The 12,335-nt window shown below is 42.2% G+C and carries 12 protein-coding genes, 1 rRNA gene and 1 other RNA gene; all 14 read right to left on the reverse strand.

Going from position 1 to position 12,335, the window contains the following annotated elements:
• A 16S ribosomal RNA gene (locus tag cpu_RS01155) occupies window positions 1–69 on the reverse strand; the annotation flags it as partial.
• A gap of 400 nt (window positions 70–469) precedes the next feature.
• Window positions 470–1,231, reverse strand: a complete 762-nt coding sequence (gene pstB / locus cpu_RS01160) for a phosphate ABC transporter ATP-binding protein PstB (RefSeq protein WP_075858165.1) — start codon at window positions 1,229–1,231, stop codon at window positions 470–472.
• A gap of 102 nt (window positions 1,232–1,333) precedes the next feature.
• The gene (locus tag cpu_RS01165; RefSeq protein WP_077177100.1) at window positions 1,334–2,140 is read right to left on the reverse strand and encodes a lipid II flippase Amj family protein; all 807 of its coding nucleotides are present in this window, start codon (window positions 2,138–2,140) and stop codon (window positions 1,334–1,336) included.
• 95 nt (window positions 2,141–2,235) lie between these two features.
• Complete coding sequence (gene mnmA, locus cpu_RS01170) at window positions 2,236–3,327, reverse strand: tRNA 2-thiouridine(34) synthase MnmA (RefSeq protein WP_088775878.1); 1,092 nt, start codon at window positions 3,325–3,327, stop codon at window positions 2,236–2,238.
• A gap of 45 nt (window positions 3,328–3,372) precedes the next feature.
• Window positions 3,373–3,747 carry a Fe-S cluster assembly scaffold protein NifU gene (gene nifU / locus cpu_RS01175; RefSeq protein ID WP_075858168.1) on the reverse strand — a complete coding sequence of 125 codons (375 nt, stop codon included), beginning with the start codon at window positions 3,745–3,747 and terminating at the stop codon, window positions 3,373–3,375.
• A 2-nt stretch (window positions 3,748–3,749) separates the two neighbouring features.
• Window positions 3,750–4,928, reverse strand: coding sequence for a cysteine desulfurase NifS (nifS, locus tag cpu_RS01180; protein WP_075858169.1), 1,179 nt, complete (start codon window positions 4,926–4,928; stop codon window positions 3,750–3,752).
• A 20-nt stretch (window positions 4,929–4,948) separates the two neighbouring features.
• Complete coding sequence (locus cpu_RS01185) at window positions 4,949–5,395, reverse strand: RrF2 family transcriptional regulator (protein ID WP_075858170.1); 447 nt, start codon at window positions 5,393–5,395, stop codon at window positions 4,949–4,951.
• 82 nt (window positions 5,396–5,477) lie between these two features.
• The gene (locus tag cpu_RS01190) at window positions 5,478–6,812 is read right to left on the reverse strand and encodes an AAA family ATPase (protein WP_075858171.1); all 1,335 of its coding nucleotides are present in this window, start codon (window positions 6,810–6,812) and stop codon (window positions 5,478–5,480) included.
• A 119-nt stretch (window positions 6,813–6,931) separates the two neighbouring features.
• Window positions 6,932–7,252 carry a thioredoxin gene (gene trxA, locus cpu_RS01195; RefSeq protein WP_075858198.1) on the reverse strand — a complete coding sequence of 107 codons (321 nt, stop codon included), beginning with the start codon at window positions 7,250–7,252 and terminating at the stop codon, window positions 6,932–6,934.
• Between the two features lie 98 nt (window positions 7,253–7,350).
• Window positions 7,351–8,079: a tRNA threonylcarbamoyladenosine dehydratase gene (locus cpu_RS01200; protein WP_075858172.1), complete on the reverse strand. Its 729-nt coding sequence runs from the start codon at window positions 8,077–8,079 to the stop codon at window positions 7,351–7,353.
• A 28-nt stretch (window positions 8,080–8,107) separates the two neighbouring features.
• Window positions 8,108–8,287: non-coding RNA, 6S RNA (gene ssrS, locus cpu_RS01205), on the reverse strand.
• Window positions 8,288–8,348: 61 nt separating this feature from the next.
• Complete coding sequence (gene aspS / locus cpu_RS01210) at window positions 8,349–10,124, reverse strand: aspartate--tRNA ligase (protein WP_075858173.1); 1,776 nt, start codon at window positions 10,122–10,124, stop codon at window positions 8,349–8,351.
• The gene (gene hisS, locus cpu_RS01215) at window positions 10,117–11,388 is read right to left on the reverse strand and encodes a histidine--tRNA ligase (RefSeq protein WP_075858174.1); all 1,272 of its coding nucleotides are present in this window, start codon (window positions 11,386–11,388) and stop codon (window positions 10,117–10,119) included. Before hisS ends, aspS begins: the two co-directional genes overlap by 8 nt.
• Before the next feature lie 339 nt (window positions 11,389–11,727).
• A complete protein-coding gene (locus cpu_RS01220) occupies window positions 11,728–12,327 on the reverse strand; it encodes a hypothetical protein (RefSeq protein ID WP_075858175.1) in 600 nt (199 codons plus the stop codon).
• Window positions 12,328–12,335 lie beyond the last annotated feature (8 nt).

The following is a 12,335-nucleotide window of genomic DNA, read 5'->3' on the forward strand; positions in this document are numbered from 1 at the left end:
CCGCTCGACTTGCATGTGTTAGGCACGCCGCCAGCGTTCGTCCTGAGCCAGGATCAAACCCTCCATTTATATCCCCCCAAAAAATCTTACGATTTTTTGGGAACCCCGTTATCTAAACCTACTTCCGTAGGCTCGGTCCTATGAAAGGTTAATCCAAGCTTCTCCTTATTTTTTGCTTCCGTACCCCTTCTCGAGTACGGTCCGCTTGCCGTTATTTCTTTGCCAAGGTACCGCTTACTTTCGACGGCATTCGCCGTCAGCGACGATTCTTAATTTATCACATCTCGTGCTCCCTTGTCAAGCGGTTTTTTTGACCTTTTTTGCTTCTAGTTGTTTCCGCCGCCTACGGGACGCTTTATTAATATACCAAATCCTTTTCCCTTTCTTCAAGGGCTAATTTCTGGTAAAAACGTACGACCCATAAAAAAACGCCGGTAAAGTAATATTTTTACCGACGTCAATACTTCCCTTAACCAAACCGGCCGGTGATATAATCTTCCGTACGTTGATCCCGGGGTTTGGTGAAAATGATTTCAGTTTTATCCACTTCAATAAGTTCACCGTTTAAGAAAAAGGCAGTTTTATCAGAAACCCTTGCCGCTTGCTGCATATTGTGGGTCACTATTACTATAGTATATTTTTTCTTTAATTCCTGGATAAGTTCTTCAATTCTCATCGTTGAAATGGGATCAAGAGCTGATGTAGGCTCATCCATTAGGAGCACCTCAGGTTCTATAGCCAACGCCCGGGCAATGCACAGCCTTTGCTGCTGCCCCCCGGATAAACCAGTGGCGGGTTTATAAAGGCGATCTTTTACCTCATCCCAAAGGGCCGCTCCCCGCAAACTCTTTTCCACTATCTCATCAAGCTTTCTTTTGTCTTTAAGCCCATGAATTTTAGGGGCATAGGCTACATTTTCATACACTGATTTGGGAAAAGGGTTTGGCGATTGAAAAACCATACCAACTCTTTTTCTTAACTCTACTACATCAAAATTATCTTTATAGATATCAACACCGTCGAAGATAACCGAACCATCGATCCTGACTCCTGGAATTAAGTCATTCATTCGGTTTAAAGTTCGCAAAAAAGTCGACTTTCCACAACCAGAAGGTCCAATTAAAGCCGTAACCTCATTTTTACCAATATCTATGTTAATATTTTTTAGCGCATGGAAGTTCCCATAAAATAAATTCAAATCCCGAACTACAATCTTAACGTCCGACGGCATCCTGTATCCTCCAATGCTGCATATAGTATCAACATTATCTTACCTTTTTATAATTAGTTAGATGTTAGTCCTTTGTTAATTTTATGTTAAACACCAAAAAACCTAGATAATTAAACGAGTAAAATAAAGGATAACCCGTGCCGCCGGTATTAATATAACCTGACTTAATAACGTACCGAAAAATTTACTCACCAAAAGCGCTAAAACCAGCCGGTTTAATGAAGCCATTGGCAGGGCTCCACTTAAAACCCTATCGGTCACCATGGCCGAATAAGGGTCAACTAATAAAACGAGGACAATCGTTGCAAAACCATTTATTATTCCGGAAAGCTGGCTAGCAGTTAAGCGGAATTCGGGATTTAAAACTCCGGCATACATTGCTGATAAAACACCTGTAGTATATATTCCGGTAATTAATAAATTTAACAACAAAATTTTATACGGCATTTGCTCCCGGGCTAGGTTTTTTACTGAATTTAAAGGAACTCCTCGAATATTTTCTTTAATAACCTGAGTTTTTCGCTGACGAAGGGTAACAATAATTAGTTTCGGAACTGAGCCTACTTCATCCAGTTTATTTAAAGCAATAACAAAGTAATTAATAAAAGTGGGAATTAAAAAGGCCCCCAGAAGGGTCCCACCGGTTGCCCCTAAAAGTACCCAGCGAAAAACTGCTGCCAATCCCGCCAAATCATGCTTTTTAAGGGCAATCTCCACAATACTCCCTAAAAGCGGCGCTTGGATCATATTTGAAGTTCTGGAGATTAAAACAATAATGTTAAAGACCGAACCGGCAAGGGCCAGCTTTTTCGTTTTAACCCCAGAAATTCTTGCCGCTAAAGATAAAGTATCTACTAAGTGGATAATAAGGGTTAAAAAAACCACCAGAACAATACGCTCAAGCTCCATAATTTGCCCCTCTACTTACTTTTAAATTCTTCTTTATTATAGCATTTAAAAGCCTTTTACAAAAGAAAAAAAACGGGCAAGTCACCCCTTACCCGTCATAAACTTTTTTCAATTGTTCCACCACCTAAAAGTTCATCACCTCGGTAAAATACTACCGCTTGCCCTGGGGTAATAGCCCGCTGGGGTTTGGCAAATATTACTTTTACTTTGTCTTTGTTAATTCGTTTGACCACCGCCGGCTGAGGTTTAGCATTATACCGAATTTGAGCCTCAGCCTCAAACTGTTCTGGAATTTCATCAAACCAGAGAAAATTTAAATCCGTAGCAATTAGTTCCTGGTTAAGTATTTCCGCAGCTTCCCCCAAAACTACTTCATTGGTTTCAGGCCTTATTTCCACTACATAGTACGGTTTACCTAAAGCCACACCTAAACCTTTGCGCTGGCCTATAGTATAAAAGGGGTAGCCCTGATGACGCCCTAAAATATTACCCTTAACATCGACAAAATTTCCAGGCTTAATCTCTTCTCCCCGGCGCTCTTTTAAAAATTTGCGGTAATTATCATCGGGTACAAAGCATATTTCCTGGCTTTCCGGCTTATCAGCAGTAACTAAATTATATTTCCGGGCAAGCATCCGGACCTCTTCTTTAGTGTAATCTCCTAAAGGGAGTAGCAGGCGGTTTAAAATCTCCTGGGTGAGGTTATACAAAACATAGGTTTGGTCTTTTTTTCGATCAACACCCCGAAATAGGCCGTATTTACCAGTATCGTCTTTATAAACCACCCTGGCATAATGGCCGGTGGCCATATAATCCATGCCAAGATTAATTGCTTTGTTTAATAAAGCATCAAATTTAACATAACGGTTGCAGGCAATACAGGGATTGGGAGTGCGCCCACGCATATATTCTTCGGTAAAATAATCAATAACCTTCCGTTCAAATAGTTGTCGGAAATTTAAAACATAGTAGGGAATACCTAAACGGTCGGCTACTCGTCGGGCATCATTTACCGCATAAAGGGAACAGCAGCCTACATAATCTTCCCCAACGACTTCCACTTTGGGGTCCCAGATTTGCATGGTTACTCCCACTACTTCATACCCTTGTTCCAATAATAAGGCAGCGGTAACAGAGCTATCAACACCCCCGCTCATGGCCACCAGCACTTTTTTTCTTTTAATAATTTTTCACTCCTTCCTAACAAAAGAAAGCGGCTATGTACCGCTTTCTTATTTTTGCCCTTTTTTCTTGAAATAATCTTCAATAGCGACCTTTAAAGCATCGGCTGCTAAGTTTGAACAGTGCATTTTTTGCGGTGGTAGACCATCTAAAGCCTCGGCAACAGCTTTGTTGGTAATTTTCATGGCTTCTTCAATGGTTTTTCCTTTAACCATTTCGGTAACCATGGAGCTAGTAGCAATTGCGGCACCGCAGCCAAAGGTTTTAAACTTTACGTCGGTGATTTTATCTCCATCTACTTTAATGTAAATCCGCATGATATCGCCGCAGGAAGGATTGCCTACTTCCCCGACCCCATCAGCATCAGGAATTTCCCCCACATTCCGTGGATTGGTAAAATGATCCATAACTTTTTCCGTATACATTTTTACTCTCCCCCCAAAACTTTTTGATTATAAAGCGGAGACATTTCCCGCAATCTTTCAACAATTCCTGGAAGAACCTCCAGGACATAATCCACCTGTTGTTCGGTATTTGACTTTCCTAAAGTAAGCCTCAATGAACCATGAGCTACTTCGTGAGGTATGCCCATCGCCAGTAAAACGTGGGACGGGTCCAGAGAACCGGAAGTACAGGCAGAACCGCTAGAAGCTGCAATCCCTTTCATATCAAGCATTAAAAGCATTGATTCACCTTCAACAAATTCAACGCTAAAATTAGCATTGTGGGGAAGCCTTAAAGTTGGATGTCCATTTAGTTTTACGTAAGGAATCTTTTCTAAGACCCCTTTAATTAGTTTATCTCGAAGTTTAATAAGCCGTTCAGCTTCCACCGACATTTCAGCAACGGCAAGCTCAATAGCTTTTCCTAATCCCACAATCCCAGCCACGTTTTCAGTTCCGGGCCGGCGTTTTCTTTCCTGGCCGCCACCATTAGTAAGGGGCTCCAGTTTAAGCCCTTTTCTTACATAAAGGGCGCCAACCCCTTTAGGACCATAGATTTTGTGGGCCGATAACGATAACAAGTCAACTTTCAACTCTTTTACATCTACCGGAATCTTCCCTACCGTTTGCACAGCATCAGTATGGAAGTAAACTCCCCTCTCCTTGGCTATTGCCCCAATTTCAGCAATCGGTTGAATTGTACCCACTTCATTATTGGCATGCATAATAGTAATTAAAATAGTTTTATCGGTAATAGCATTTTTCACATCATCTACCGACACCATGCCATACTCATCAACCGGCAAAACTGTTACTTCAAAGCCTTCTTTTTGCAAGGAAAGGCAAGCATCTAATACGGCATGGTGCTCAACTGCTGAGGTAATAATATGATTTCCTTTATGTCTATATCCCCGGGCAATGCCTTTTATCGCTAAATTATCGGCTTCGGTACCCCCTCCGGTAAATACTATTTCCCCCGGGTCGGCGTTAATAGCCTTTGCTACTTTTTCCCGGGCGTCTTCAATAGCTTTTTTAGCTTCGCGGCCAAAGGAATGAATACTGGAAGGGTTACCGTACTTCTCCGTTAAATACGGCATCATCTCTTCTAAAACTTCCCGGGATAAGGGGGTTGTTGCCCCGTGATCCAGGTATATCCGTTCCATATCACATCCTCCTAACCATTCTAGATATAATACATTAAATTTTGGCTTTGATTTCGGTTTGCTTCTTCCACCATATCTCGTAAGGTAATGGAATCCATCACCTCATTTAAAGCATCTCTTACTTTGGACCAGACTATGCGGGAGATACAAGCATCAGCCTGGTCACAGGCTTCTTTGACATTCTCCAGCACACATTCTACAGGAGCTATCGGACCTTCTAAGACCCGGACAATTTCGCCGACGGTAATCTCTTCAGGTAACCGGTTTAGTAAATACCCTCCCTGAGCCCCCCGGACACTTTTTATAAGTCCGGCTTTACGTAAGGCTGAAAAAAGCTGTTCTAAATAGGGCTCCGAAATCATCTGGCGCTGGGCAATTTCCGAAATAGGTACTGGTCCCTCCCCATAATGAAGGGCCAGGTCATACATGGCTTTTAAACCATAATGCCCTCGGGTTGAAAGTTTCATGGTTCACCACCAATTCCGAGTAAATTACTTTGCTTTCAAAATCATCATAGCACTATCTAAATTATATGTCAAGAATTCCGATTTATTTAGTAAAGTTTTTTACTTTTCCCCACAATTCCCTTAGCCTTTTTTTAATTTGGTTTTCCGCCCCTTCCTCGGAAGGTTCATAAAATCGCTGTCCCTTTAAATTTTCCGGTAAATACTCTTCAACCACAAAGTGCCCCGGGTAATCATGGGGATACTTATAATATTTTCCCCTTCCAAGCTCTTTCGCTCCAGCATAATGAGCATCTCTTAAATGCTGGGGAATTGGTCCATTTCCCCCTTTTCTCACTGTAGCTAAAGCGTTATCAATAGCTTTGATTACCGCATTGGATTTAGGAGCACAGGCTAGATATAAAGTTGCTTCGGCTAAAGGCAGTCTTGCTTCGGGCATGCCTACAAACTCCAAAGCATGAAAAGCAGAAACCGCAACATTTAAAGCCATAGGATCAGCAAGGCCAATATCTTCGGCAGCATGTACTATTAATCGGCGAGCAACAAAGCGGGGATCCTCCCCGGCTTCAAGCATGCGAGCCAAATAATATACCGCTGCATCAGGGTCAGAACCACGGATACTTTTTATAAACGCCGAGATCGTGTCATAATGGTTATCCCCCTCTTTATCGTAAACAAGCGCTTTTTTCTGCATCGACTGCTCAATTATTTCTACGGTAATCCGACGTACCCCATTGTCATCAGGAGGTGTAGTTAAGACAGCAAGCTCTAAGCCATTTAAAGCTGCCCGAGCGTCCCCGGCTGCCATGGTAACAAGGTGGGAAAGGGCATCTTCTGCTAACTCAACATTATATTCCCCAAGGCCCCGCTCTTTATCGGTAAGCGCTCTTTTAACGATTTCTTTGATATTTTTCTCGCTTAAGGGTTTGAATTCAAAAATCCGTGAGCGGGAGAGAAGGGGCGCATTTACTTCAAAATAAGGATTTTCCGTAGTAGCTCCAATTAATACCAACGTTCCAGCTTCCACTTCGGGCAATAACGCATCTTGCTGCGCCTTATTAAAACGGTGAATCTCATCTATAAATAAAACAGTCCTTTCGCCATAATATTTTTCCCGCTCTTTAGCTTTTCTTATTACTTCCCGAATTTCCGCCACTCCCGAGGTAACCGCATTGATGCTTTCAAAACCACTTTTTGTAGTATTGGCAATAATCCTAGCTAAAGTTGTTTTTCCCGTACCTGGAGGACCATAAAAAATTAAAGACCCAAGCCGGTCACTCAAAATCGCTCGTCTTAATATCTTACCTTCTCCCAAAATATGCTCCTGCCCTATAAATTCATCTAAATTTCGGGGACGCATTCTAAAAGCTAAAGGAACCTCACGAGTCCTTTTATTATTAGCCATATCCCATAAATCCACTTCCCTCACCCTTTTTAACAGCAATATTTTTGTTTTTCAGAGTTAATCTTATTATAAACCTAGATAATAAAAAATGCGCTTTAGGGCTAAAGCGCATTTAAAGTAAAAAAAGTAAAAATTTATAGATTTTTAATTATTAATTTCATCAGTTCGTTTTTATGTTTAAACCCAACTGACCGTCCCACCTCTTCCCCATTTTTAATAAAAAGAAGAGTCGGAATACTCATTATCCCGTAACGTCTTGGCACTTCCGGGTTGCTATCAACATCAAGTTTACCCACCGTTAATTTTCCTTCATATTCCTGGGCAATTTCCTCTAAAACTGGCGCTATCATCCGGCAGGGACCACACCACTCTGCCCAGAAGTCTACAATCATAAGCCCTTCCCTTTTTAATGCTTCCGTTTCAAAGTTTTCATCAGTTAAGGTTATAATTCCCATTAAAACCGCTCCTTTCCCCCCGGTTTCTATAAACCCCACCTATAAATTATACTCCCGCTATTCTTTAATTGTCAATTAAAGAAACATTGTGTTATATATTACAAAATCTTATTAGTCCGTAAGAGGTCTTTTACCGCTTCTCCAGCGGCAATTAACCCGGCAGTAGCCGTAACAAACATAATACTCCCAGGGATATGCTTTTTTCCCGCCGGCAACGGTTCATCGCTAGTACTTCTTTCCCTAAGCGGCAGTTCTTCGGAAAACACTACTTTTACACCATTATAAATTCCCTCTTTTTTAAGACCCTGACGAACCCGCCGGGCTAAAGGACAGGTATGGGTTTGGGAGATATCAGCAACTTTAAACTTTGTAGGATCGAGCCGGTTCCCAGCTCCCATTACAGATATAAAAGGTACCCCTTCACGGTATAAAAGGGATATTAAAGCAATTTTATTTTTTAACGTGTCAATGGCCTCAATTACGTAATCCGGCTCATAATCTAAAAACTCCCGGGCATTTACGGGAGTAATTTTCTCCGTTACTACAACTACTTCTGCTTTTGGATTAATTTCTTGAATCCTTTTAGCTAAAACTTCTGCTTTGAACATTCCCACCGTAGTATCTAAAGCTGGCAGCTGACGATTGATATTGGTAACACTTATCCTGTCAAAATCCACTAAAACCAAAGAGCCAACTCCGGTCCGGGCTAAAGCTTCCACCGCCGGTGAGCCAACTCCACCCAGTCCAAAAACCATCACCCGACTATTATGTAGTACTTCTAGCCCTTCACTGCCAATAATAATTTTCGTCCGCGAAAAACGGTGCATAACCACACCTCACTAGTTTTTAACAGAAGAAAACCCCGCTTTGCCGTAATCCACGAAGTTACGAACCCCTTCTCTACCAGGTGGGTGTCCTCCTGATTGCTTTTGGCTTCCCCTATAGGGGCGTGCACGCCACAATCAGAGTCCGGACTCCCTATGTTCGCGTGTTGGATACGAACTTCCCGGTGGATCACGCACAAAGCAGGGAGCGTTTTCTTGCTTAAATCATAGCATAAATCAACATACCTCTCAAGGTTCTAATTTCTGGATTTTTATTGTTGTTTAGCCGGAATATCAACTTTTATATGCAGTTCCTTAAGCTGACGGCGTTCGACAACATTTGGCGCCCCTACCATTAAGTCTGTAGCACTCTGAGTTTTGGGAAAAGCTATCACATCCCGGATGGAGTCTCTTCCCGCCATCAGCATTACCAGCCGGTCAAAACCAAAAGCAATACCGCCATGAGGAGGTGTACCGTATTCAAAAGCTTCTAACATAAAGCCAAATTTTTCCCGGGCTTCTTCTTCGGAAAGCCCTATTAACTTAAACATTTTTTCCTGGATATCCCGGCGGTGTATACGAATGCTACCACCACCAATTTCCACTCCGTTTAGAACCATGTCGTAAGCTTTGGCCCTAACTTGTTCCGGATTTTCCTCCATTAAGGGTAAATCTTCATCCATGGGCGCCGTAAAAGGATGGTGCATCGCTACAAACCTTTTCTCTTCATTATCATATTCTAAAAGCGGAAAGTCTATAACCCAGAGGAAGTTAAACTCATTTTTGGGAATTAGCCCAAGTCTTTCAGCAAGATGGAGTCGTAAGTTCCCCAAAGCTTGAGCAGCCACTTCCGGTTTATCCGCCACAAAGAATAAAATATCACCGGGTTCACCCTGCAAAACATTAATCACTGCTCTTAATTCTTCTTCTTTAAAGAATTTTGCAATTGGCGACTTTACTTCTTCAGGTGTTAAAATTAAATACGCAAGACCTTTAGCTCCAAAGTTGCCAACAAATTTCGTAAGATCTTCCAGGTCTTTGCGGCTAAATCCCGCACAACCTTTAGCATTTAAACCGCGAATTACTCCCCCGGACTTCGCCACCGTTTGAAACACTTTAAACTCCACATCTTTCACCAGTTCAGTAACATCGGTAATTTCCAGACCAAACCGTAAATCCGGTTTATCGGAGCCGTATTTTAGCATTGCTTCCTGGTAGGGTATCCGCCTAAAAGGTGTTTTAACTTCTACTCCTATGGTTTCTTTAAATATATAGGCTATCATTTCTTCCATTAGGCTCATTATATCTTCCCGATCAATGAACGACATTTCAATATCAATCTGGGTAAACTCCGGCTGCCGGTCGGCTCGTAAATCTTCATCCCTAAAGCAGCGGACAATCTGAAAATACTTCTCCACCCCGGAAACCATGAGGATTTGTTTAAAGATTTGCGGCGATTGGGGTAAAGCATAGAATTTTCCAGGGTTCAGGCGGCTTGGTACCAGGAAGTCCCGGGCCCCCTCCGGGGTACTTTTAGTTAGCATCGGCGTCTCAATTTCCCAGAAACCGTGCCGATCTAAAAAGTCGCGCACCGCTTTCGCCGCTTTATGCCGTAGCCCCAGGGCCAGTTGCATCTCAGGCCGCCGTAAATCTAAATAACGGTAGCGAAGCCGCACCTGTTCATCTACCTCAATTCCGTCTTCAATGTAAAAAGGCGGGGTTTTAGCTTTATTTAGCACTTCAACATGACTTGCATAAACTTCTACCTCTCCCGTTAAAAGGTTAGGATTTTCCGTACCTTCCGGGCGAAGGCGCACAATCCCTTCAACAGCTAGAACAAATTCATTTCTAATCGCTTCGGCAATTTTAAAAGCCTTCATCTCTACTTCTGGCGAAAATACCACCTGTACTATACCCGAACGGTCTCTTAAATCTACAAAGATAAGGCCGCCGTGATCGCGTCTTCTCTGGACCCAACCATTTAAGATAACCTTTTTGCCGGCATGATCTTTACGTAAATCTCCACAGTAATGGCTTCTTTTAAGCATTATCCTTTCCCCTTTCTTTAACGTACTTTTCTATAAGTTCCTCCCGGGAAAGCTCCACCTGATTTCCCGTATCTAAATCCCGCAATATAAACTTACCGGATTTTAACTCCTCTTCGCCAATAATTAAAGCCGCTTTGGCTTTAAGGCGGTTTGCCGCCTTTAACTGAGCTTTTAAGCTTTTCCCTTGATAATCCACCTCGATCCAGAGTTTTAGCCGTCTTAATTCATTGATTAAAGGAAATCCGTATTCCCGGGCTTCCTCTCCCAAAAGACAAACAAAAAGGTCCGGAACTGGAACGGAAATCTCTTCACTTTTTCCTTTTAAAGCTAAAATAGTTCTTTCCTCTCCCAAAGCAAAGCCTATTCCCGGCTGATCCGGCCCGCCAATTTCGCGAATTAAGCCGTTATAACGTCCTCCACCGCCAATAGAGCTTTGAGCTCCAATGTCCGGCACCACAAACTCAAAGGCTGTCTTGGTATAATAGTCAAGACCTCGGACTAAAAAGGGATCAATTACATATTTTACCTGGGCTAAGTCAAGATATTTTTTAACTGCGGAAAAATGCTCCCGGCAATCAGGACAAAGCTCCGATAAAGGAGTAGGTGCATCTTTAGCGATATTTTGACAAGACTCGTTTTTGCAGTCTAAAATTCTTAGAGGATTTCGCTCTAACCTTCCTTTACACAACTCACAAAGTTCATCTTTTCTTTTCCCAAAATAAGCAATAAGTTTTTCTCTTAAGCTTTTTCGGCAAATAGGACAGCCAACACTGTTTAAGCGAAGTTCTACATCGGTAAGGCCAATTCTCCTGTAAAATTCTACCGCCATTAAAATTACTTCCGCATCTACCATCGGTTCATCGCTGCCTAAAATTTCAACTCCGAGCTGGTGAAATTGCCGAAGCCTTCCCGCCTGGGGCTTATCATACCGAAACATCGGCCCAATATAGAAATACTTGGCAGGCCCGGGCTCGGCATATTTTTTGGCCTCAACATAGGCGCGAATTACCGCTGCCGTTCCTTCAGGTCTCAGGGTTATTGATCGCCCAGCTTTATCTAAAAAAGTATACATTTCCTTTTCCACAATGTCGGTAGTCTCGCCTACCCCCCGCTCAAAAAGCTCGGTGTGCTCAAAGATTGGGGTGCGAATTTCCTGATAACCAAACCGCCGGCAAACTTCCCGAAATTTTCTTTCAACCTCTTCCCACAAATAAACTTCCGGTGGAAAAAGGTCATTGGTGCCTTTTGGCTTTTGGGTAAGCATACTGTATACCTCCTTTTTTAGAGATTTGAGGTTAGAAGTTGAGATTGGAAATGATTTGAATTTTTTAAGAAACAACAGATAACAAAAAACCCGTCGCCTGGAATACCCAGGGACGGGATTACCCGCGGTACCACCCTGCTTGAAGGTAAAAACCTTCCGCTCTTGGCTGTAACGTAGCCCCTACGTCCTGACCTACTGCACTTCAGCCAGGCCGCCTTCCGGGTGTTCCCTTAAACCGGCATTCAGAGAAAAGCTCTCAATCGCGGCTTTTCCTCCCTGTCTGAAGCTCTTGGTTTAAAAGTCCCGTGCACAGCGTTTCTTTTTAACATTTTATGCTTATTATTTTTTATTGTCAATAAGCCTTAATTCCCTTTGGGTAAAATAAAACGATAACGCTAAAAGATTTAAAAGTACCAGTAAAAACCAAAACTTTAAAGTAAAGCTATTGCTTTCCCCAATAGGATTTTGGGGGTGAACAATTCTCTTTGAAAACAACCTTAAGGTAAAGCCGCCAATACCTGGCAACATGTAAAAAACGCTTGAAATAAGAGAATTTTGATAAAGCTTTTCAGCAAAATACGCAATCCCGGTAAAAATTAACATGGAAACCATGACAAAAAAGCGTGGTTCCTTAAAGTATACCGCTCCCCAGGTGATTTTCATCGTTATTGCCCCGGTAATGGTCGCTAAAAGCATCAGCCAAAAAGATACAACTAAAAACTTCCTTCCCTTTAAAAGGAGATTTTTTTGCCTGGTAACCAAAAATCCTAAAGCTAAGATAGCGGTAAGTCCATACCAGAGATAGGCTACCAGGGAAAGTCCTCCATGAAGATAAACAAGCTTTAAGGCATGGCCTAATTTTTGCTCCTGGGGTAGAGTAATTATGATTAACACTAAGGAAAGGAGCATTACCATAAGCCAAAACTTATTTTTTTTCAAGGAAACGC

This window comes from Carboxydothermus pertinax, assembly GCF_001950255.1.
Classification (GTDB): Bacteria; Bacillota; Z-2901; order Carboxydothermales; family Carboxydothermaceae; genus Carboxydothermus; species Carboxydothermus pertinax.

Excerpts from the sequence above, each read along its gene's own strand:
- cpu_RS01200 (WP_075858172.1), bottom strand. The coding sequence starts at position 8,079 with ATGCACCGTTTTTCGCGGACGAAAATTATTATTGGCAGTGAAGGGCTA.
- aspS (WP_075858173.1), bottom strand. The coding sequence starts at position 10,124 with ATGCTTAAAAGAAGCCATTACTGTGGAGATTTACGTAAAGATCATGCC.
- pstB (WP_075858165.1), bottom strand. The coding sequence starts at position 1,231 with ATGCCGTCGGACGTTAAGATTGTAGTTCGGGATTTGAATTTATTTTAT.
- nifU (WP_075858168.1), bottom strand. The coding sequence starts at position 3,747 with ATGTATACGGAAAAAGTTATGGATCATTTTACCAATCCACGGAATGTG.
- nifS (WP_075858169.1), bottom strand. The coding sequence starts at position 4,928 with ATGGAACGGATATACCTGGATCACGGGGCAACAACCCCCTTATCCCGG.
- cpu_RS01165 (WP_077177100.1), bottom strand. The coding sequence starts at position 2,140 with ATGGAGCTTGAGCGTATTGTTCTGGTGGTTTTTTTAACCCTTATTATC.
- cpu_RS01185 (WP_075858170.1), bottom strand. The coding sequence starts at position 5,395 with ATGAAACTTTCAACCCGAGGGCATTATGGTTTAAAAGCCATGTATGAC.
- trxA (WP_075858198.1), bottom strand. The coding sequence starts at position 7,252 with ATGGGAATTATAACCTTAACTGATGAAAACTTTGAAACGGAAGCATTA.
- hisS (WP_075858174.1), bottom strand. The coding sequence starts at position 11,388 with ATGCTTACCCAAAAGCCAAAAGGCACCAATGACCTTTTTCCACCGGAA.